23 protein-coding genes and 5 tRNA genes are annotated in these 21,697 nt (G+C 47.7%); 23 read left to right on the forward strand and 5 right to left on the reverse strand.

Annotation, left to right across the window (positions count from 1 at the left end):
* Nucleotides 1-20 precede the first annotated feature (20 nt).
* Nucleotides 21-104 (forward strand) — tRNA-Leu (locus ACXX53_RS09375).
* 61 nt (nt 105-165) lie between these two features.
* On the opposite strand, the gene ACXX53_RS09380 is transcribed toward ACXX53_RS09375, so the two are convergent.
* Nucleotides 166-1,038, reverse strand: a complete 873-nt coding sequence (locus tag ACXX53_RS09380) for an AraC family transcriptional regulator (protein WP_458568387.1) — start codon at nt 1,036-1,038, stop codon at nt 166-168.
* A gap of 127 nt (nt 1,039-1,165) precedes the next feature.
* Between ACXX53_RS09380 and ACXX53_RS09385 the strand changes: the two genes are divergently transcribed.
* Complete coding sequence (locus ACXX53_RS09385) at nt 1,166-3,142, forward strand: alpha-amylase family protein (protein WP_458568388.1); 1,977 nt, start codon at nt 1,166-1,168, stop codon at nt 3,140-3,142.
* Nucleotides 3,143-3,214: 72 nt separating this feature from the next.
* On the opposite strand, the gene ytxJ is transcribed toward ACXX53_RS09385, so the two are convergent.
* Entirely contained in the window at nt 3,215-3,589 is a 375-nt protein-coding gene (gene ytxJ, locus ACXX53_RS09390; protein ID WP_458568389.1) for a bacillithiol system redox-active protein YtxJ, read from the reverse strand.
* 151 nt (nt 3,590-3,740) lie between these two features.
* Between ytxJ and ACXX53_RS09395 the strand changes: the two genes are divergently transcribed.
* The 20 genes from ACXX53_RS09395 (at nt 3,741) to yajC (ending at nt 17,514) form a co-directional block, all read left to right on the forward strand.
* Nucleotides 3,741-4,091: a DUF1360 domain-containing protein gene (locus tag ACXX53_RS09395; RefSeq protein WP_458568390.1), complete on the forward strand. Its 351-nt coding sequence runs from the start codon at nt 3,741-3,743 to the stop codon at nt 4,089-4,091.
* 259 nt (nt 4,092-4,350) lie between these two features.
* Nucleotides 4,351-4,425, forward strand: a tRNA-Gly gene (locus ACXX53_RS09400).
* Between the two features lie 6 nt (nt 4,426-4,431).
* Nucleotides 4,432-4,508: transfer RNA gene (locus ACXX53_RS09405), tRNA-Arg, on the forward strand.
* Between the two features lie 15 nt (nt 4,509-4,523).
* A tRNA-Leu gene (locus tag ACXX53_RS09410) sits at nt 4,524-4,605 on the forward strand.
* 6 nt (nt 4,606-4,611) lie between these two features.
* A tRNA-Pro gene (locus tag ACXX53_RS09415) sits at nt 4,612-4,688 on the forward strand.
* Between the two features lie 299 nt (nt 4,689-4,987).
* Nucleotides 4,988-5,506: an RNA polymerase sigma factor SigY gene (gene sigY / locus ACXX53_RS09420; RefSeq protein WP_458568391.1), complete on the forward strand. Its 519-nt coding sequence runs from the start codon at nt 4,988-4,990 to the stop codon at nt 5,504-5,506.
* Nucleotides 5,499-5,852 carry a DUF5345 family protein gene (locus ACXX53_RS09425; protein ID WP_458568392.1) on the forward strand — a complete coding sequence of 118 codons (354 nt, stop codon included), beginning with the start codon at nt 5,499-5,501 and terminating at the stop codon, nt 5,850-5,852. The genes sigY and ACXX53_RS09425 overlap by 8 nt, the downstream gene beginning before the upstream one ends.
* Nucleotide 5,853: 1 nt before the next feature.
* A complete protein-coding gene (locus ACXX53_RS09430) occupies nt 5,854-6,066 on the forward strand; it encodes a sigmaY antisigma factor component (RefSeq protein WP_458568393.1) in 213 nt (70 codons plus the stop codon).
* Nucleotides 6,067-6,087: 21 nt separating this feature from the next.
* Nucleotides 6,088-6,297 (forward strand): PLD nuclease N-terminal domain-containing protein, encoded by a 210-nt coding sequence (locus tag ACXX53_RS09435; RefSeq protein WP_458568394.1) that lies wholly within the window; start codon nt 6,088-6,090, stop codon nt 6,295-6,297.
* A gap of 1 nt (nt 6,298) precedes the next feature.
* Nucleotides 6,299-7,216 carry an ABC transporter ATP-binding protein gene (locus ACXX53_RS09440; protein ID WP_458568395.1) on the forward strand — a complete coding sequence of 306 codons (918 nt, stop codon included), beginning with the start codon at nt 6,299-6,301 and terminating at the stop codon, nt 7,214-7,216.
* Entirely contained in the window at nt 7,213-8,025 is an 813-nt protein-coding gene (locus tag ACXX53_RS09445) for an ABC transporter permease (RefSeq protein WP_458568396.1), read from the forward strand. Before ACXX53_RS09440 ends, ACXX53_RS09445 begins: the two co-directional genes overlap by 4 nt.
* A 92-nt stretch (nt 8,026-8,117) precedes the next feature.
* On the forward strand, nt 8,118-8,849 hold the full coding sequence (locus ACXX53_RS09450; RefSeq protein ID WP_458568397.1) for a BofC C-terminal domain-containing protein: 732 nt from the start codon (nt 8,118-8,120) through the stop codon (nt 8,847-8,849).
* 180 nt (nt 8,850-9,029) lie between these two features.
* Entirely contained in the window at nt 9,030-10,202 is a 1,173-nt protein-coding gene (locus ACXX53_RS09455; protein WP_458568398.1) for a cation:proton antiporter, read from the forward strand.
* A gap of 269 nt (nt 10,203-10,471) precedes the next feature.
* Nucleotides 10,472-10,975, forward strand: a complete 504-nt coding sequence (gene ruvC, locus ACXX53_RS09460) for a crossover junction endodeoxyribonuclease RuvC (RefSeq protein WP_458568729.1) — start codon at nt 10,472-10,474, stop codon at nt 10,973-10,975.
* The gene (ruvA, locus tag ACXX53_RS09465; RefSeq protein WP_458568399.1) at nt 10,972-11,598 is read left to right on the forward strand and encodes a Holliday junction branch migration protein RuvA; all 627 of its coding nucleotides are present in this window, start codon (nt 10,972-10,974) and stop codon (nt 11,596-11,598) included. The genes ruvC and ruvA overlap by 4 nt, the downstream gene beginning before the upstream one ends.
* A 13-nt stretch (nt 11,599-11,611) precedes the next feature.
* On the forward strand, nt 11,612-12,616 hold the full coding sequence (ruvB, locus tag ACXX53_RS09470) for a Holliday junction branch migration DNA helicase RuvB (RefSeq protein WP_458568400.1): 1,005 nt from the start codon (nt 11,612-11,614) through the stop codon (nt 12,614-12,616).
* Nucleotides 12,617-12,672: 56 nt separating this feature from the next.
* The gene (locus ACXX53_RS09475; protein WP_458568401.1) at nt 12,673-14,847 is read left to right on the forward strand and encodes a SpoIID/LytB domain-containing protein; all 2,175 of its coding nucleotides are present in this window, start codon (nt 12,673-12,675) and stop codon (nt 14,845-14,847) included.
* A gap of 13 nt (nt 14,848-14,860) precedes the next feature.
* Nucleotides 14,861-15,892 (forward strand): tRNA preQ1(34) S-adenosylmethionine ribosyltransferase-isomerase QueA, encoded by a 1,032-nt coding sequence (queA, locus tag ACXX53_RS09480; protein WP_458568402.1) that lies wholly within the window; start codon nt 14,861-14,863, stop codon nt 15,890-15,892.
* A gap of 87 nt (nt 15,893-15,979) precedes the next feature.
* Nucleotides 15,980-17,116, forward strand: coding sequence for a tRNA guanosine(34) transglycosylase Tgt (gene tgt, locus ACXX53_RS09485; RefSeq protein WP_458568403.1), 1,137 nt, complete (start codon nt 15,980-15,982; stop codon nt 17,114-17,116).
* 83 nt (nt 17,117-17,199) lie between these two features.
* Entirely contained in the window at nt 17,200-17,514 is a 315-nt protein-coding gene (yajC, locus tag ACXX53_RS09490; RefSeq protein WP_458568404.1) for a preprotein translocase subunit YajC, read from the forward strand.
* Nucleotides 17,515-17,606: 92 nt separating this feature from the next.
* Here the strand turns inward: yajC and ACXX53_RS09495 are convergent, their stop codons facing one another.
* Both ACXX53_RS09495 and ACXX53_RS09500 read right to left on the reverse strand, forming a co-directional pair.
* A complete protein-coding gene (locus ACXX53_RS09495) occupies nt 17,607-18,464 on the reverse strand; it encodes a phosphatase PAP2 family protein (RefSeq protein WP_458568405.1) in 858 nt (285 codons plus the stop codon).
* Nucleotides 18,465-18,580: 116 nt separating this feature from the next.
* The gene (locus ACXX53_RS09500; RefSeq protein WP_458568406.1) at nt 18,581-18,979 is read right to left on the reverse strand and encodes a TIGR04086 family membrane protein; all 399 of its coding nucleotides are present in this window, start codon (nt 18,977-18,979) and stop codon (nt 18,581-18,583) included.
* Between the two features lie 259 nt (nt 18,980-19,238).
* Between ACXX53_RS09500 and ACXX53_RS09505 the strand changes: the two genes are divergently transcribed.
* Nucleotides 19,239-20,084 carry a DUF421 domain-containing protein gene (locus ACXX53_RS09505; protein WP_458568407.1) on the forward strand — a complete coding sequence of 282 codons (846 nt, stop codon included), beginning with the start codon at nt 19,239-19,241 and terminating at the stop codon, nt 20,082-20,084.
* A gap of 29 nt (nt 20,085-20,113) precedes the next feature.
* Here the strand turns inward: ACXX53_RS09505 and spoVB are convergent, their stop codons facing one another.
* Nucleotides 20,114-21,676: a stage V sporulation protein B gene (spoVB, locus tag ACXX53_RS09510; protein ID WP_458568408.1), complete on the reverse strand. Its 1,563-nt coding sequence runs from the start codon at nt 21,674-21,676 to the stop codon at nt 20,114-20,116.
* Nucleotides 21,677-21,697: the final 21 nt, after the last annotated feature.

Genomic DNA, 21,697 nt, shown 5'->3' on the forward strand with positions numbered 1-21,697 from the left:
ACCAGTATTACTTTTATCGTGCGCGTGTGGCGGAATTGGCAGACGCACTAGACTTAGGATCTAGCGGGTTTCCCGTGGGGGTTCAAGTCCCTCCACGCGCACCATAATCGACTATGACACACTTACTCATCGAGTAAGTGTTTTTTGTTTATAAGACTATACAGTTCAACTCCAACGAAATGTATCCGCGCTGCGCAGGCCTGAACGGTAAGAGGTAGGACTCACCCCATAGATAGAAGTGAATTGATTCGTAAAATAATGCACGGAATCATACCCTAGTGACAACGCGATTTCTGTAACGGAGCGGCTGCTTTCCATTAGAAGGACGGCGGCCTTTTTCATACGAGCGTCGAGAATATAAGCTTTGGGAGACATCCCCGTCTCCAGCTTGAATAAACGGTAAAATTGCGATTTTTCAAGTCCGCTCTGTTCGCACCAATACTCATAGGACTTCCGCTGCTCAGGATACCGATCCATCTCCTCAAGGATTCGAGCAATGCGATAGTCCGCAAGATGATCCTCAAGCATGCAATCACTCCACTGCAGCATCCAGGCATAGAAGCACGAGGATGCAGCTTCTGAAGCATATTTTCCCTGACGATTATAGGCAATAAGCGTTTGATTCAACAGTTCAATCAAGTGCGGGTAGGCTCGAAGCGATATGCACGTTGGAATCTTATCGAGCTCCTCACAGGGCTGTCGTTCTGTCAGCCATCCCTCGTCATATGAATTCCACTCATAAGCAAAAGTCGGCTGATCGGGGCCAGGAGCGCTCCACAGATCGCAATAGATATTGCAGGCATCCATCGCCTCACCGGGAATGTGCTCGAAGGAATGAGGCTCGCCTGGACGTACAAATATGAGTGTGCCGCAAGACACAGAATACCGTTCATCATTGACGACCATATGCCCATGTCCATCTGTGAACAGATGGAAAGCGTATGTATACCCTCTACGCCGCTGTTCTTCACGCGAGCCTTTATAGTTGTATTTATGGGCTGCACGGATATACGGCTGTATTTCAGTTAGTAGACCCATGTTATGACCTCCGTGACTCCACGAGCATCGGAATATTGTATAAATAAGAGGAAGCTGTGTTAAATACGTGCTGCTAGGTTGATGATACAATGAATCGTGTAAAATGTCATGTTATAGGGGGATACTGATGCGGTTTAGACAAGTTCATCTCGATTTTCACACATCCGAACACATTCCGTTTATCGGAAGAAATTTCTCCAAAGAAAATTTTCAGGAAATGCTTCGCCTTGGGCATGTTGATTCCATAACTGTATTTGCTAAATGTCATCATGGTTGGGCGTATTTCCCGTCTGAAGAGAATGTGATGCATCCAGAGCTTACATACGATCTATTGGCAGCACAGATCGAAGCGGCGCATGAGATCAACGTCAAAGTACCTGTCTATCTATCTGTCGGTCTGGATGAGAGACGTGCAGTTGATTATTCTCAATGGCTGATGCGCAGCGAAGAAGATCGTACGAATTGGTCCAGCTCGTGGCTGCAGCCAGGATATCATCAGTTTTGCTTGAACACGCCTTACCTGGATATCGTCATTAAGCAGATTCAAGAAGTAGTGCGCAAATACGATGCTGACGGCATCTTCCTCGATATTGTCGGCGAAAGAACATGCTATTGTCCAACCTGCTTGAAGCAGATGATTGCTGATGGCATGGATCCTACGAACAAGCAGCATGTGATTGAAAATGGACGCCGCATCTATGCCAACTATACGAAACGCGTTCGTGAAGCGATCGACGAGATTAAACCAGGTCTGAACGTGTTTCACAATGCAGGCCATATCCATCAAGGACGCCGCGATCTCATGGGCATGAACACGCATCTTGAGCTTGAATCGCTGCCGACTGGTGGTTGGGGATATGATCATTTTCCTTCTTCCGCACGCTATGTGCAGCAGATGGGGATGGACTTCCTAGGGATGACAGGCAAGTTCCATACGTTCTGGGGTGAATTCGGCGGATATAAGCATCCGAATGCGCTTCGTTATGAGACTGCTCTGAATCTGGCGAACGGAGCTCGCTGCTCGATTGGCGACCAGCTTCATCCTGAGGGTGAGATGGATAAAGCGACATACGAGCTAATAGGAAAGGCATACGCGGAAGTTGAACAGAAGGAAGCATGGTGTACAGGTACAGTCAATGTAGCTGATGTTGCCGTATTAACCGTTGAAGCTGCTGGTATAACGCAGGATAACGGTGCCATGTTTACCGGCAAGATTGATATGGGTGTCAGCCGTATGCTGCTGGAAGGCAAGATCCTTTTCAATATCGTCGATGTGGAATCGGATTGGAGCGGCTATCGTGTTCTTATATTACCGGATGCTATTATTATGACTCCAGCTATACTCGCAAAGGTTCAAGCATTTATGAATAATGGTGGTAAAGTGTTGGCGTCAGGCAGATCCGGATTGAATGAAGAGATGACAGCTAATGTACTGCCGCTTGGCTACAAGGATGCAGGTGTAAATCCGCTTCGACCGGACTATTTCAGACCTCATTTCAAACTGCCTAATCTAGGTGAAGCCGCATTTATCATGTACAGTGAAGGCCGCCGTATCGAGCTGACCGATGGAGAAGAGCTTGGAAGTCGTGAGAATTCCTATTTCAACCGCCAAGCATTCCGCTTCTGCTCGCACCAACATTCACCGAATTCTGGAGAGTACGGCGGTCCTGGTATGGTTGAGACTGCCCAAGGTATATATATCGCATGGAACGTATTCGAAGATTATGCGACTAAGGGGAGTCTTGTCCTGAAGGAGATGGTGCTGTACGCACTGCGGCGCCTGCTTGGGGACGATCTCACTCTCAAGACGACGCTGCCTGCGCAGGGGGTAACGACAGTACAGCATCAAGCGCAAGATAAGCGCTATATCCATCACCTCCTGTACGCTTCACCTGTAAAACGCGGGGAGAGAATCGAGATCATTGAAGATATTAATCCACTGTATAATGTGGAAGTGGAGCTGCAATTGTCGCAGCACGAGGTTACTAGAGTATATTTGGCGCCGCAAATGCTAGATATCAGCTATGACAAGACTTCGTCCGGAGTTCGCTATACGGTTCCACAGATGGAATGCCACCAGATGGTCGTGATCGATTACCAATAAGAATATTCAGAAAAATGGGGCTATTCTCTCAGTACCGAACTGGAGAAATAGCCCCTGTTTGCATATATCCTACTATTGTTTCTTCCCGTGTAAGAGATAATGCACTGCGGTATTATGCAGATTCGGAGTATTGATGTGCTGATGAGAAACATGCCATAGGCAGGAACGGTCAACAATTAACATCACTTGCGGCGATAAGTGAGGAATATGAAGCAGGGATGCTGCTTGCATAGATAGTGCCTTTTCTTCAATGACCCGAATCATAGCGAATAGAAAGTGGTCAGCTATGTGCTTCTGATCCATGATGAATTGATGGATTACCGTATGGGCCACGCGGCTGGAGCCGCAATTCGTGCTATGTTTATATAAAAACAGCGGCTTTAAATGGGATTGATCGAGTACCTCTTCCAATTGATTGCTAGATTGAATAATGAACATTCCCGTCATCACTTACCCCCTGATTCCAAGTAGAGATCATGATCTCAACTGAAGTAAATGTAATTCGTATAGATAATGAGCTGAAATAAGCGTTCTATCTAAGTGGACAAACTCATAAACTTATGGCAACCGAAATGAGATGGTCCAAAGGAGAGACGGCATGAAGAGCTTAGATGGATTAACATTTATATTGCTGCTGCTAGCCAGTTATCGTTTAACCCGCTTAATTGTGTTTGATGAGATCACTTCGTTTATTCGCCGTCCGTTTATCAAAGAACAGTATGTTACAGACGAGAGCGGAAAGTTGATGTCGGTAATGGAAGAAAAGGGAGGATGGTTCCATACCTTTATGGGCAAGCTGTTAAGTTGTTACTGGTGTATGGGAGTGTGGTCGTCCGTATTTATAGTTGGCGTTTATTTATTCGTACCTGAGATCGTGTCCATCCCATTTACCTTGATATTAGCTGTAGCGGGTGCGGCAGGTATTCTGGAGTCGTTTGTGAAGGGATAAGGTAAACTCCAAGCCCTACAGGCCTTGTGATATCAAGAAGTTGACCAGTCATGAAGGTCATCAATCATACATATGTGCTGTTGAGATATTAGGTTACGGTTTATGCTTTTTGCAAAACGAACAATGTGTGGTACTAAATACCATTAAATATTTTCGGAAATAAGTTTGCAATTTGGCTGAGGATTTGTTATATTAATTATTGTCCTCGCGAGAACGAAATATACGAACGAGCGAGATAATGGAAGAGAATAGAAGATATGCGGACATAGCTCAGTGGTAGAGTATCGCCTTGCCAAGGCGAGGGTCGCGGGTTCGAATCCCGTTGTCCGCTCCAGAATATGTGCCTTTAGCTCAGCTGGATAGAGCGTTTGACTACGAATCAAAAGGTCGGGAGTTCGAATCTCTCAAGGCACGCCACTTTTAATATCATATGCCGGTGTGGCGGAATGGCAGACGCGCGCGACTCAAAATCGTGAGGGAAACCGTGGAGGTTCGAGTCCTCTCACCGGCACCATAAGTTCGGGATGTAGCTCAGCTTGGTAGAGCACCTGGTTTGGGACCAGGGGGTCGCATGTTCAAATCGTGTCATCCCGACCAGTACATGAGAAACCGTTGGTTATATGCCGACGGTTTTTGTTTGTTTATAGGATCAATGCGCATATTCATTTAACAGCATGGAATAACATAAGTTAGGCATTGGGTGTTCAATCGACTAGACTATTAGTATAGTACGAGTGAGCACTCTTTTTTTATATTTCGCAGGAATCAATATCATTTATATGGAATGGAACTGTTGAATTGCTAAATAAATGATTATGGTTTTGAACGATTGCTAGAACCAAATCGTATTAATGGTGACTGCAGTCAAAAGATACAGGAAGGGATCGTGACATCCGTTGAATGAGCAGGACAATATAGCGTTAGCGAAGCGGGGGAATACGGATGCACTGGCACTCCTTCTGCATGACAATTACCCCATTCTGCGAAGCTATGTATTGAAGCTGACGATGAATCCTGTGCTTTCAGAAGATATCGTACAGGATACGATGGTGCGCAGCATGGAGAAGCTCTATACATACAATGGAACGTCGCGATTTTCTTCTTGGTTGATTACAATTGCGACACGCATCTATATGGATATGCTGCGTCGTAAGCGAGTCGAGCACCGCTGGCAGGAGCAGGCTGCAAGAGCGTTGCGTTTCCAGATGGAAGCTGATCGATACGAGTGGAGCGAGACGCTGGACCAGCTCAGCAGGCTGTCGCCAGAACATCGAGCTTCCTTATTGTTGAAGCATTATTACGGATATACCTATCCCGAGATTGCGGAAATGATGAAGTGCAGCGAGGGAACGGTCAAATCTCGCGTACATTATTCGTTGCTAGAGCTGAGAAAGGAGATGGGTGGAGATGAATGACAAGCAGCAAGAACCAACAGGAGTCGAGAAGCATGACACAGCGATAGATACCCGGCTGAATGCAGCGTGGGAGCAGGTCGACGGATGGAGCCATGAGAAACATGCGCCTTCATCTGCTCATTTGAACATGTTACTGAAGCAGCAGCGTCAGATTATGAAGTACAAACTATGGCGAGACTTAGCCGTGCTGTGGACGCTTGCTATCATACTGCTGGCAGGCGGCTACTTATTGGCTGAACGAAGCCTTAACGCGTATCTCATATTCCAGTCCGTGCTAGTCTGTGTGGGAGTTGGTGCTATTGTTGTGAGATCGACCATTCTCCCGCATCTAAGAAAGGGGAAATAACATGAATACGGAACATACTTTACATGATATTCCCCTTTGGTTATGGACTACGATAATAGCTGCATTGCTCATTCAAGGGACCTGGATCTTCCTTCATGCTCGCAAAAATGGGCATTTTCCTTGGCTATGGGCGCTGTGGGGCTTTATTAACGTGCCTACTCCAGGGCTCTTATATCTCTTATTTGTAGCGAAGCCTTGGCGTAAACGACAATAATCGTTGAGGAGTGAGAGAAAGATGAATACATGGGAGTCATTGGACCAAGTACCATGGGCTGCAATAGCCCCGCTAATCGTCATTCAGTTGGTATTGGTCATATTTGCGCTCATTTCATTGGTGCGAGCTGATCGGGTAAACGGCCCCAAATGGATGTGGGCACTCATTATTGTGTTGGGACAAATGTTTGGCAGCATCGTGTACTTCATCTTTGGAAAGAAGGAGCGTTAACATGCGGCAATTCAAGATTGAAGCCTTGAGTAAGCGTTATGGCGATCAGCTGTCTGTGAATCAGGTCAGCTTTACGATTCAGCAAGGGCGCTGCACTGCGCTAATAGGCCCAAATGGAGCAGGAAAAACAACAACTTTGAACATGATAGCTGGGCTGCTGAAGCCGACATCAGGCGCTATTCGCAAACTTGACGCGGTAGGGAAGGCATATGACGGCGATCTAAGGCCCTACATTGGCTACCTTCCGCAGTATCCGCAGTTTCATGGCTGGATGAAGGGCAGAGAATGGTTAGAGATGATGGCTGGCTTGTCAGGGGTGCCTGCTGGCGAGATAAAAAAACGTGCGGCGGATTGGCTCGAACAGGTTGGCTTAAGTGAGGCCGCTAATCGATCGATCAGCGGCTACTCAGGCGGAATGAAGCAGCGGCTGGGGCTTGCGCAAGCCATGATTCACGCTCCTGAATTACTCATATTGGATGAGCCTGTTTCCGCATTAGATCCATTCGGGAGACGGGAGGTCATGCAGCTTCTGCGCCGCATAAAGGAGAAAACAACAGTACTGTTCTCTACGCACATCTTACATGATGCGGAGGAACTGTGTGATGACCTTGTGATCCTGAAGAACGGGAAGGTCGTCGTGCAAGGAGAATGGAATGAGATTCGCAAGCGCGGGGACAGCAAAGTATTAAATGTTGAGGTGCAGGCAGTAGAAGCTGCGATGAACTGGCTCAAAGGTTTGGGTTCAGTGCAAGGTGTTACCTCAATTATGATCGAAGGCGCGAGTGCTTCCCTCAAAGTCAATGATATCGACTCGGCTAGACGTGAAATATTGCAGCGCGTGGCGCAGGATGATATTCCTTTGCTTCGATATGAAGCAGGGGGGTTGGAATCATTCTTTATGGAGGCGGTGACATCATGAAGTCGGCTTCGGGAGGACACACAGCAATTATATATAAGAAGGAATTACTGTACTTGTGGCGCAGCTACAGATTGATATGGGTTCCATTAGTGTTCCTCGTTCTCGGTATATCACAACCGATTGCGACCAAGCTTATGCCTCAACTGCTCTCAAGTGCAGGCAGCATTCCCCCAGAGCTTTTAGCTCAGCTAGCATCACCTGCGCCTGGCGAGGTACTGGCACAAACACTAAGTCAATTCAATCTTGTCGGAGTTATCGTCATAGCGCTCACGTTGATGGGTACTATTTCCGGGGAAATACAACATGGAGTAGCACTTCATTATATGGTAAAGGCAATTCCTGTGCACCGTTATGTACTAGCGAAATGGATGGGCGCAATGTCGCTGACGATTCCTTCATTTATAATTGGTTATGCAGGAACGTGGTATTATACGAATGTGCTCATCGGAACAGTTAGTATGACACCAGCTTTGCAAGGCGGCGCTTATTCCTTACTATGGCTCATGTTTATTGCGACACTTGCAGTTGCGGTCAGCGGAATGATAGATCAGCCTGCAATTGGTGCGGTTGTTACTATAATTTTTGTATTTGTCACGATGATCATGGGCAGCTATCTTCCAGCCGATTGGGCATGGATCCCTTCACGCTTGAACGATGCTGCGCAGATGGGGTTGGCAGGGCAACCGGTATCTTATTCGATCGCTTGGCCGATTCTCTCCGTTGTACTGCTTAGTTCAGCATTATTGCTACTAGTGGTGATCCGGAATACGAATAGAAGCAGCTGGATGCAGCAGTCTGCGTCAATTTAGCGAAACAATATCATTTACCTGCAGCGGATTTAAGTATAACCACCCCCTTCATCTGGTCACACTAGTAAAAAAGATGAATGAAGGGGATCGTAATGGCACATGATGATCATACCAATTCCCAAGCAACATCACGACTGAATCAGCTGAAGAAGAAAATGAAGCGTTGGAAACGTCCGCTATGGTCGCTTGCTCTAATTATTATTACATTAACAGCGTTCGGCTATGGCCTTAAAGTGACGAAAGATGCACGCGAGCTGGCGAATAGCGAGAACAATAGGATACAACGCGCACAAGAAACGTTCATGCTCCTGCAAGAAGGAGATAAAGTGCCTTCAGAAGCTACTCAGCAGGTTATGAAGCAGCTGAATCAGAGAAACTCAAAATATACAGTTGTTCATCGCATACAATATGTATGCGGGAAGCGTGATGCAGTAATGGGAAAGAAAACGTCAACGGATATCATTCAACTCGTACTTGAACATCCCGATTGGGAGGCGTCTATAGATGCTGCTGGGCGAGTTGTGCTGGAAGAACATCGCAATGAGTTGTCAGAGACATGCAAGGATAATGCCTTTATTGGCATGGATAATGAGGGGAATCTCACGCTGTATGACGGCGAGCCCGAATCGGACAATGTGATTCGAACCTTCTTTCAATTGGATATAGAATCAATGGAAAGCTCGCTTCCGCCTCAAGTGCTGAAACAGCTGCGCGCTGGAATACGCATCTCGGACATTGAGGAATACAATAGTGTCATTTCTACTTTCAGTGATTACGCAGTGGAGGCTACCAGCGAGGTATTGAAACCATCACAGATGCCTTAACGAATTTAGACCGGTAGGCAATAGTGCGAGGACGTCGGTAAACGATGTCCTCTTTTTATTGGCTGAAAACAGCAGCTTGCTATTGAGAGTAGATTGACCATTGGAAGAAATTATATAACCCGATCACACCATCAACAAATAATTGGGGTAATACTAACTCATGTGGAAAGGAGAATGCCAATGGACTTGGTACTCACATTACTCATTATCATTACAGCAACTAAACTTGCCGGAGAATTATCGTTTCGAATAGGACAACCTGCGGTTCTGGGTAAATTAATCGTCGGGATCATACTGGGACCTGCAGTGCTCGGCTGGGTAACTGAAGATCATCTCATCACGGAACTTGCTGAGATTGGCGTTATCCTCTTGATGTTTATCGCGGGGCTTGAGACAGATCTGGATGAACTGAAGAAAAATTGGAAATCCTCGTTTGCTGTAGCGGTTGGCGGAATTATTGCGCCGCTTATTTTCGGCTATTTGGGCGGGGTTGCATTTGGCTTAGACCAGACACAGTCATTGTTCATCGGGCTGCTGCTCTGTGCGACATCTGTAAGTATTTCGGTCCAAACGTTAAAGGAAATGAACGCGCTCAGCACGCGTGAAGGAACGACGATTCTTGGTGCGGCAGTTGTAGATGATGTGCTGGTCGTTATCTTGCTTGCATTTATGATGAGCTTTCTCGGCGGTTCGGAGGACACTTCAATCGCATACATTATAGGTACGAAAGTTATTTTCTTCGCAGGTGCATTGTTGGTCGGGTGGTTCGTTGTTCCACGCGTCATGAAATGGATGGCTAGACTAAACGTTTCAGAAGTGGTTATCAGCGCGGCGCTAATCGTCTGCTTTGCATTTGCATATGCGGCCGAAGAGTTGGGGATTGCGGCGATTATTGGTTCATTCGCAGCAGGTATAGCGATATCGCAGACGAAGTTCAAGCATGAGGTTGAACATCGAATTGAACCCATCGCCTATGCGATTTTTGTTCCGGTATTTTTCGTAAGCGTCGGTCTTAAGGTAACCTTTGTAGGAATCGGTGAGTATGCATGGTTTATCATTGCGTTCACCTTGATTGCCATATTAACGAAGCTGGCAGGCTGCGGACTTGGAGCTCGCTTAACAGGATTTGATATGAAGAGCTCGATCAGTATTGGAGCGGGAATGGTATCACGCGGCGAGGTTGCACTCATTATAGCAACAACCGGTTTGGCGGGCGGATTGTTTGATCAACGTTACTTTACACCGATGGTCATCGTCGTCATCGTGACGACATTGGTAACACCGCCAATGCTGAAGAGCAGCTTCAAACGCAAAACGATTCGCGAAGAAGAAGCAATCGCAGAATCCTCATAATCAGGCAGGGTAGTCTTGAAGGTCAATGAATGACTGGGAGACTGCCCTTTTTTTGTGTATAAGGAGAAGCTTGCAATGCAATGACGTTATAAATATTGACGCACAGAAAAACTGCATTTAGGCATCCTGCTTCATTCTCTTCCTTCTGATCTATGCTATAATGGAGTGAACACATATGTTCGCTTGTGCTGAATTCGTCCAGGATCGTATTTGATGATTCTAAGATGAATGCAGCATATGGCATGGATATCGGCAAGGGAGAGGTTTTTTTGCGCATTTTAGGAATTGACCCGGGGATCGCGATCGTGGGCTTTGGGTTTGTGGATAAACAGGGGAGCCGTATGGTGCCGGTGCAATACGGCTCTATTCAGACGCTTTCCACTACTGCGCCTGAGATTAGGCTGTTGCAAGTATTTGAAGCAGCGGAGCAATTGTTGGATCAGTTCAAGCCTGACGTAATGGCGGTGGAGAAGCTGTTCTTCAATCGCAACGTGACGACTGCGTTCACGGTCGGGCAAGCGCGCGGAGTCATTATTCTCGCGGCAGCGAAGCGCGGGATACCGATTGCAGAATATACGCCGATGCAGATTAAACAAGCGATTGTCGGTTACGGCAAAGCCGAGAAGAAGCAAGTGCAGGAGATGGTGCGCATCTTCCTGAAGCTGAAGGAAGTTCCGAAGCCGGACGATGTAGCCGATGCGCTCGCTGTAGCGATCTGTCACGGCCATTTCAGCGGATTTCAAGATCAAGTGAACGGAGCATTGTTGCGATGATAGATTTTGTGCGCGGACGCGTAGTCCATATGGAGAACGATAGTGTAGTGGTCGATGTTAATGGAATCGGATATCGTGTGTTCTGTCCGAATCCATACGTGCTCAGCAAGTCTGAAGGGGAAGTGACAGTTTATACGCATCATCATGTGCGTGAGGATGCGATGCTGCTGTTCGGCTTCAGCACGCGTGAAGAACAGAGGCTGTTTCGCCGCTTAATCGAAGTAAGCGGAGTCGGACCGAAGGTGGCGCTTGGCATGCTGGCTGGCGGCAAGCCGGAGACGCTCGTAATGGCGATTCAGCAGGATAACCTGACCTATTTGACGAAGCTGCCTGGCATCGGCAAGAAGACAGCGCAGCGCCTTGTGCTGGATCTAAAGGACAAGCTGGATAACATCGGCTTGGATCTGCAGCAGATGGGCCAATCATTATTTGTAGATACGCCAGTAATGGTTAATGATGATGAGCATCCATCATGGGGCGAGGCGCGAGAAGCGCTGAAAGCGCTCGGCTATAGAGATGTGGAGCTCGATAAGGTATGGAATGAGCTGCAGCATCGCGTTCACGCGGATGAAAGCGTTGATTCCTTGATGAAGAAGGCGCTGCAAGCGCTGTTTACCGGTTAAGGAGGATTGACACATGGATGAACGCATCATATCAGCCAACTTTATGATGGAAGATTCAGCGGTGGAGCTAAGCTTGCGACCGCGTTATCTGGCTGAATACATCGGTCAGTCCCAAGTTAAGGACAATCTGAAGGTGTTTATAGAAGCGGCCAAGATGCGCAAGGAAGCGTTGGATCATGTGCTGTTGTATGGACCGCCTGGACTCGGCAAGACCACTTTATCGAATATTATCGCGAACGAGCTTGGTGTTAATATTCGGACCACTTCCGGTCCTGCGATCGAACGACCAGGCGATCTGGCCGCACTATTAACGAATCTGCAGGAAGGCGATGTACTGTTTATTGATGAGGTGCATCGGCTGCACCGAACGGTAGAAGAAGTGCTGTATCCTGCAATGGAAGACTTCGCGCTCGATATTATCATCGGTAAGGGGCCGAGCGCGCGCTCAGTTCGTCTTGATCTGCCTAAGTTCACGCTGATCGGAGCGACGACTCGCGCCGGCTTGCTCTCTGCTCCACTGCGGGATCGATTCGGTGTTGTCAGCAGATTGGAATATTACAACACGGACGAGCTTAGCTTCATCGTGTCGCGCGCTGCGGATATTCTTGGCGTCGAGATTGTTGGCGACGCAGCGTACGAGATCGCTGTGCGTTCTCGGGGAACACCGCGGATCGCGAATCGCTTGCTGAAGCGGGTACGTGACTTCGCTCAGGTGAGAGGAGACGGAATCATTACCGCGGAGCTTGCCAAGCTGGCGCTTGAATTGATTCAGGTCGATCCGCTCGGTCTCGATTCGATCGATCATAAGATGCTGCAGGCGATGATCAACAGCTTCCGCGGAGGTCCAGTGGGACTAGATACGATCGCGGCGACAATTGGTGAAGAAGGTCAGACGATCGAAGACGTTTACGAGCCGTATCTGCTGCAGATTGGCTTCTTGCAGCGCACGCCGCGCGGACGTGTAGCAACACCTAAGGCGTATGCCCATCTGGGCATTCCATTCCCCGATAAGAACTAATGGACATGCAATCGCGTCTAATTAGGGTGACACATACTTGAGATAGAAGGAAGGGAATGAAGCGGGCAATGAAAGTGATGAATTCGACGTACAAGGCGGAGAAACGCAGTTGGCGTCATGCCTTAATAGGTGCGGTGATGGGCACGGTGCTGCTGGTGGGTACAGTTCTGACTGGCGGCCCGCTGGCCCCCATCACGGGCACTGGAATAGCTTATGCTCAAGAAGGAGATACAGCACAAGGAGCCTCTACAACTGAAATGGCGGCTTCTGCAGGTGAAATGATTCGAGTTGCGCTGTTTGCTAATCTAGGCAGCCGCTCTCCAGGTCATGCAAAGCAGGTTACTTTGTCTTCTCCAGAAGGATTGACGTTCAAAGCGCGAGCAGCGAATGGGCAAGTCAACCTTGGAAACGAACAAGCGAGATTCAGCTTGGACAGCTATCAGGTGAAAGTATTCGAATCGAAAGACCGTGCCGCTGCGCAAGCAGTGCTAAAGCGTGTACAAGCCACTAATTCAGCTTACATGCTTCAATTTACGAGACGCGGCGCGACCTTCTATGCTGTATACGCAGGGGAATACTCAACTCAGAGTCAAGCTGCTGAACAATTGAAGAAGCTGCAGAACGACAGCACCTTAAGCAATTTATTAAAGGGATATCAACCCCAGGTAGTAGGTCCGAATTATTTGCAAGCTGGTATCTATAGCTCGATTGATGAAGCTAAGAAAGTTCAGAAGCTGCTGCTGGACGCGGACTTTGACGCTTACGTCGTTTCCATGGTAAGCAGCGGCAAACATGTAACTTCGGTATGGGTAGGACAAGCTTCATCCGCTTCAGAGCTGGAAGCTCTGAAGGGAAGCATCAGCAGTAAAGCAGGGTCGGTGAGTGTTAGTTCGGTACAATCAACAGGCGCAATCATACATACGTTAGAAGATACCGGATCTGGCACGATACCTCGATATAAAGTATATGGAGATCAGAAATGGGCGGTACAGAGCTCATCAACGATTAAAGTAAAAGAGCGCTATGATCGCACATATCGCGGCATGATGGAGGTTGGCGCCCATAATGGCGAGCTCTCGTTGGTGAACGAGCTTCCGTTAGAGCAATACTTGGTGTCGGTTGTAGGAGGAGAGGTCTACACCTCTTGGCCATTAGAGGCGTTGAAGGCACAGGCTGTAGCGGCAAGAACCTTTGCCCTGTACCAGAACGGCAAGTTTGAGATCGCGAATGTTGTTGATACGACATTGAGCCAAGCCTATTATGGAGTCGAGAAGGAGCACCCTAGAGTTAAGGAAGCGGTTGAAGCGACTGAGGGTATGGTACTCATGCAGGACGGCAAGCTGATCGAATCCATCTTCAATTCGAATGCAGGCGGTATCACCGCCGATCCGAGCGAGGTGTGGGGAGGTTCCTACGGCTGGTTCCAAGTAGTAGAAAGTCCTGATGATGTCGTTCAAGCCGGCAAGAAGAATTGGTATTATGTCGCATTACCGTCTGGCAAGGTAGGCTATGTTCGTGAAGATGTCGTTACGAAGGCGGCTAAGAAGAACGGAGCCGGCTTCGAGATTGCTTATGCAGTAGAAGAGGACACGAATATACGGCCAATCCCGGCTGTTCAATCCACGGTAGCGCCAGTCGAAAAAGTAAGCAAGCAAACTCCGCTCACTATATTGGCAACAGTGCCGGAATCTACAGAGTATTCCTGGGTGCGCGGACCTTATACAGGGGAAGAGATTGCGCAAATGCTGAAGAAGACGAAGACTGATTTTTCAGGTCCGGCATATAAGCTTGAAGTAACAGAACGAGGTCCTTCCGGCCGAGTGACGAAGATGGAAGTCAATGGCGTCAACATTGAAGTCAGCTCGCCGGATAGCTTCCGAGGCGCATTTGGCGGGTTGCCAAGCACCTTGTTCGAAGTAGAATCAAGCAGTAGTTATACGGTAGTAGGCGCAGGCGGCAAGAAGGTTGACATGAATGGCATAGGCGGTAAAGCTGCTGTCAGTGCGAGCGCATCAGGCAGTCAAGCGCTTAAGGACGGCACGGTCGTGCTGAATGGCAATGGTGAAGCTAGAGTATTGACTTCACAGCCTTCCTTTGTATTCAAAGGGAAAGGATATGGCCACGGTGTAGGCTTATCCCAATGGGGCGCTAAAGGATTGGCAGATCAAGGGTATGACTACGAGCAAATATTGAAATACTATTATAAAGATGTAGAGTTAGTGAAACGATAGGACGGTCAAAATTATGAACGTGGACTTATTTGATTATCATTTACCAGAACATTTAATCGCACAAACACCGCTTCTAGATCGAACAGCTTCGAGGCTGTTAACCTTAAATCGCGGCACAGGTGAAATTGGACATTATCATTTTGCGGACATCGTGGATATGATCGAGCCTGGGGATCTATTGGTCGTTAATGACACCAGAGTCATTCCGGCTCGACTGTTCGGAGTGAAGCCTGACACAGGGGCAAAGGTTGAAGTGCTCCTGCTGAAGCAGGAAGGAGAGAATCGTTGGGAAGCTCTCGTAAAGCCTGCTAAGCGTATGAAGAAGGGCGCAGTCGTTATGTTTGGCGATGAGCTCAAAGCGACAGTGGAAGAAGAGCGTGATATGGGCGGACGCGTGCTTCGGTTTGAATATGAAGGGATATTCCAGGAAATATTGGATCGACTCGGACAGATGCCGCTCCCTCCTTATATTAAAGCGCAACTGGAAGATAAGGAACGATATCAGACCGTATATGCGAAGCATGAAGGATCAGCAGCGGCGCCTACGGCAGGTCTTCATTTTACGACGCAATTAATGGAGCAATTAAAGGATAAGGGCGTACGGATCGCGGCGGTTACGCTGCATGTTGGACTCGGCACATTCCGTCCAATGTCTGCAGAGCGGGTAGAGGAGCATGTCATGCATGCGGAATACTATGAAGTACCGGAAGAAACTGTACAACTTATTCATGAAACGAAGCGAAACGGCGGACGTATTATAGCTGTGGGCACAACCTCGGCGCGTACGTTAGAAACAGCGGCAGGACGCTTCTCAGATGCAGAACATATGCAGGCTTGCAGCGGCTGGACCGATATCTTTATGTATCCTGGGTACGAGTTCAAGGTTGTAGATGCATTAATCACGAATTTTCATCTGCCGAAGTCGACATTAGTGATGCTCGTCAGCGCGCTGGCCGGTCGTGAACGGATACTGGCTGCCTATGAGGAAGCTGTTAAGCTGGAGTACCGCTTCTTTAGCTTCGGAGATGCAATGTTTATTTACTAAATTGTCGCGATAACGTTTGGCACATCGTTCTTTTTTCGATATACTAGGATGTTGATGAACGACAATTAATTGAGGATGATGGCATACATGGCAGCAGTAACATATGAGTTAATTAAGACTTGCAAGCAGACCGGTGCTCGTCTTGGTCGTGTGCATACGCCGCACGGCTCTTTTGAAACTCCGATCTTTATGCCGGTTGGTACACTTGCAACTGTGAAGACGATGAGCCCTGAAGAGCTCAAAGACATGGAAGCGCGTATTATTTTGAGCAATACATATCATCTGTTCTTGCGTCCAGGGCATGAGATTGTTCGCGAAGCGGGCGGTCTGCATAAGTTTATGAACTGGGATCGCGCAATATTAACAGATAGCGGCGGATTTCAGGTATTCAGCTTGAGTGATATGCGTAAGATTGAAGAAGAGGGCGTACATTTCCGTTCTCATCTGAATGGAGACAAGCTGTTCTTGTCCCCGGAAAAAGTAATGGAGATTCAAAATGCGCTCGGGCCGGATATTATGATGGCATTTGACGAGTGCGCGCCTTATCCTGCTGATCACGCATACGTGAAGCATTCTCTGGAGAGAACGACTCGCTGGGCGGAAAGATGCTTGAAGAGTCATGCGCGACCGCATGACCAAGCCTTGTTTGCGATTGTGCAAGGTGGAATGTATGAAGATTTGCGCAAACAAAGCGCCATGGATTTGACTTCGATGGATTTTCCAGGGTATGCTATTGGGGGATTAAGCGTAGGTGAACCGAAGCATTTGATGTATGAGGTGCTCGATTCCACGATGCCGCTGCTTCCAACTGGCAAGCCTCGCTATCTGATGGGAGTCGGATCACCTGATGCGCTGATCGAGGGAGCGATGCGCGGTGTCGATATGTTCGACTGCGTGCTTCCAACACGAATTGCCCGCAACGGTACGACGATGACGAGCGAAGGCCGACTCGTCGTGCGCAATGCCAAGTACGCTCGCGACTTTGGGCCGCTGGATCCGAAGTGCGATTGCTATACATGCCGCAATTATTCCAGAGCGTATTTGCGTCATCTGATTAAAGCAGATGAGACATTTGGATTGCGACTGACAACGTATCATAATTTGCACTTCTTACTGAACTTGATGCGTCAGGTTCGAGAAGCTATCCGAGAGGATCGCTTGCGAGATTTCCGTGACGAATTCTTTGAAAGTTACGGCATGGACCGTAATGAGAGCGGCTTCTAATCTTTCAGGATGGACAAGCTGGCCGAACTATCGGACAGCTTGATATCTTTACACAGATCGTAATGAGGAAGGGGAAAATTTAAATGTTTTTAGCTCAAGCAGGAACACCAGCACCAACAGGTAACATTTTTACGATGTTACTGCCATTCGTACTGATGATCGCGGTATTCTATTTCTTGCTTATTCGTCCACAACAGAAGAAGCAGAAGCAGCGCAATGCGATGTTGAGTGCGATTAAGAAAGGCGATAAAGTAATCACAATCGGAGGACTTCACGGCACCATTCTGGAGCTGACAGAAGATACTGTGATTCTGCGTGTTAATGATGTTACGAAATTGACGTTTGATCGCAGCTCGATCAGCCATGTCACTTCTTCCGAAGAGAGCACAACAGCTTAATCATGACCAATAGTCAATAAAGGGCCTCTCCCGTATAGGGAGAGGCCCTTAGCTATTCATAGGGTACTCGTCTAGAAGTGACTTTATTAGATTCAGCTGGAACGGTCTACGCTATACTGCTGTTGAGCCACTGTGTCTGTCTGCAATAAGCTGCCTTCGGATGCACGAACTCCAGCCAATCTCATGCCTGCCCAGCTAGCAAACACAGCTAGGGTTACACCCGCGACCATATCTGTGAGCCAGTGAATGCCTAAATAAAAGATCGAAAATAGAATCACAACTGCACTAATGCTAGCAACCCACTGCCAACGCCGAATTCCGGAACGAAGCGCTAGTAGAGCGACTGTCACCGAGATCGAGGTGTGAAGACTTGGGAAACAGTTGTCGAGTCCGGACAATTGTCTGTACTGTTCCTCAAAGGATGGGAACACGTCCAACATTTGAAATGTTACGCCAGTTGGAGAGTAGGACCAGACTTCATTAACCGGTACGAACAAGTAAAAGGGTATCGCGATCAAATAATTCAGCGTAACCGCATAGCAGACAGCGGTTGCCAGCTTCGTTTGGCCTGAAGCGACATAAATTCCGAGTGAACTAACGATTAGCGCTTGAAAAACAACTAGATAGAAAAAGCCAACAATTCTAGTCACATAAGGGTTAGAAAACAGCTTCTGCAACGAGAGAACGAAGTCTCCTTCAAGGTTATAAATGACAGGTGTAAAATCCCATGTGACGGGAATAAGTTTTTCGAGATGAAGCTCGACATTATTGATTAGTAAGATGAGCAGCATTCCAATAACAGCAATTAAAAATGCCTTAGACGTTCGCAACGTTCGAATAAACGCAGAAATGACTGCAATAGGATTCTTTAGAGTGCCAAACCAAATGAACAGTACAACAACAATCGCTGTCCAGATCGAGACGGTCTGTAAGGATTGGAATTGAAACATTAAGATCCCCCTAATTTATCTGTTTCTTATGGTGTTAACTAACAAAGTATATCACAGAGTAAAGAGGGATTAGTGAAAATAATGTATATATTTTGCTAAATATTAGGTATACATCCTTATTTACGCCCTTTCTTCATGTTTACACCAATTATTCCACCCAGCGACCCTACTGCGAACGCTGCTAACACGAGCAGCCATTTATCCAGCCCGAGCTTAACATCGACCGCCAGAAAGGCAATGATGAGTACAAGCAGCATATAGATTACCCCTGTTATGCCGCCAAAGTACCATCCTTTCTTACCGCTTCTCCTTCCAGATGTAAAGCCTCCGAATAAGCATGCGATACTGTGTACCAGATACGTATAGCGCACAAGATTGTCCTCACCCGCAGAGCCAGTTGATAACAATATGGACAATGCTAGAGCTTCTAGCGCCAACCAAATAAAACCATAAAATACACCTGCCACCAATGGATGCTTCAATGGTCCTTGCGTGACACGCTGTATGGAATTCATGGCGAATCCTCCCTTACTTGCTCTTTGTATCCATCGTATGGTCAAGCTGTTGAAAATAGTACAAGTAGGCGCTTTCTTTAGTAGGAAATGCTTCATTAGAGCTTGATCATCTGAACGGACAGAATCTATGATACATCTGCCAATAATCACATGATGATAGGGAGTATGACCCTTATAACACGAGGTCAGAATACCATTGAAAGCGATGAACCGAGGCATGATCATTCACACCATGTTGTAAGTGAGGAGGACGCTGTTGATGGAGCTTTGGAATCACGTATGGCATACAGTTCTCATGTATTTCATTGTATTTGTCATACTTCGAATTATGGGAAAGCGAGAAATCGGCAAGCTGTCCGTGTTCGATCTCGTTATCTCCATCATGATTGCGGAAATTGCGGTATTTGCTATTGAGGATACGAAGAAGCCGTTGTGGGAATCCATCGTACCGATGGTTGTTCTCGTGATCGTGCAAATAACGCTTGCTTGGGTAACGCTAAAGAACAATCGTGCAAGAACATGGTTCGATGGCAAGCCAAGCATTATTATTGCGCAAGGACATCTGAATCGAGACGAAATGAAAAGGCTGCGCTATAACCTGAATGACTTGATGCAGCAGCTTAGAGAACAAGGTGTGGACAACCTGGATCTCATTGAATACGCAATTATGGAGTCGACTGGCAAGCTGACGCTCTTTATGAAAGATACGAACTCTCCAGATTCAGTCAATGATAATAGCGGAGAACAGAACACATCCGGGATAAGCGGCAGCTTGGAGATGTTGGATGGAAAATGCTCGACAGCTAGTCAATCAAGTTCTTTGAACAGTGCTGCGGATCAGAACAGCAATGGAAAGGGAAAGCGTTCAAGCGGTTCACAGCCTGTTATCCGTAATTCGAAACAAGTTCGGTTTACAGAGCTGCCGCTGCCGCTCATCATGGACGGTAGAGTTATTGATGAGAATCTAGAACGAATCAATAAGACTCGATTCTGGCTCAAGGGTCAGATCCATCAGAAAGGCGTAAGGGACTTCAAAGAAGTATTTCTCTGCTCAATTGACCACAAAGGTTACATATATGTAGATAAGAAAGATGCGCTCAAGTAAGGGGAGCGCATCTTTGGGGTGCCGGAGCATTAGGTTGTCGTATTCTTAACGAACCATCGTTTGATGATGGGTACTCTTGTCAGATCATCACGATCGATTAATTTCATGATGACGAGCAGCAACAGATAGAGGAGCAAGCCGATTGTACAAGCACTAATGAACCGAAGGATGACATGACTATCGCCAAAGGGGAGGTGGATATACACATATTGCACCGCTCCCGCCATAATAATCATGGCGATTAGGATCTTAAACAGATCGATCCATGGAAATTTCAGCTTGATGGAGCTCATGATGAAGACGGAATGCAGCACCGTAACAAGGATCGTATTGGCACAGATAGCTAAGATAGCGCCTTTCATCCCTAATGAAGGCAGTGAAGCCAGCTGGAGGATCAGGATGATCTTAACTGCGGCACCGATCAGTGTATTTATAAGTGCGGTGCCTGGTCGGTCCAAGGCTTGCAAGGCTGCTTGCAGAGGTGATTGCACATATATAAAGATGGCAATCGGTGCTAGCCAGCGAAGCATAGGTGCTACTGAGGGGTCGTTATAGAGCAGTGTGCATATAGGCAGTGCCAACACGAACATGACTACCGCAAAGGGAGCACCGGAAACAAGGGCCAAGCGAATAGCTTGATGCAGTCTCAAATGAATTGTTTTCATGTCTTTTCTGCCGTAAGCTTCCGAGAGAGAAGGCACGAGTGATACGGAGAGCGAATAGGTCAGCGCTCCAGGCAGAAGCAGCAGAGGCATGACCATTCCTTGCAGCGCGCCATACAGTGCTGTGGCAGTAGTTGTAGCAATGCCTGCAATGACTAGGCTTCGCGCAATCGTGATGGACTCCAGGAGATAGGACAAGGATCCAACCAGCTTGCCACCTGTTACCGGGAGCGCAATTCTAAGGATGCTGCGCGATTCGCGATGAGCTGGTTGCACAGCTGCATGCGGCGCGGATGACCTTCGGGAACGGTACAGCTCGTACACTAGCACGCCAAGCCCGCCAAGCTCGCCAAGAACAACACCGATCATTGCTCCCGCCGCCGCCCATTCTAGACCGTAAGGCAGCAACAAGTAAGCGCAGGCGATAATGCCAACGATCCGTATCAACGTTTCGGTGACCTGTGAAGTCGCAGTCGGAATCATGTTCTGCTTTCCCTGGAAGTATCCGCGCAGCACAGAAGATATCGCGACCAAGACAATGATAGGGGTCATGACCATAAACGTGTTGTAAACTCGTTTGTCCGTCAAGAGATGGGAAGTAACCCACGGCGCCAGCAGAAGGCAGATACCTGATAAGATGACCCCCGCAGTAGTGGTAAGCAGCAGAGCGGTGCGCATGATCTGATAAGAGCGGGCAGTATCTCCTCGGGAGTCTGACTCCGCAACCAGCTTAGAGACAGCGAGCGGTACTCCGCCAGTTATGAGCGTCAGCATAACGAGCAGGAATGGGTATCCAAGCTGATATATGCCAACGCCCTCTGCTCCGATTATTCTCGGCAGCATAATGCGGGGGATAAATCCGAGTATTCGGTTTATTAATCCGGCTGCCAGCAGGATTAATGTGCCTTGGATAAAGGTTTGCTTCTTCACATCGTTTCCTCGCTTCAGGCA

Source organism: Paenibacillus marinisediminis, assembly GCF_054343325.1.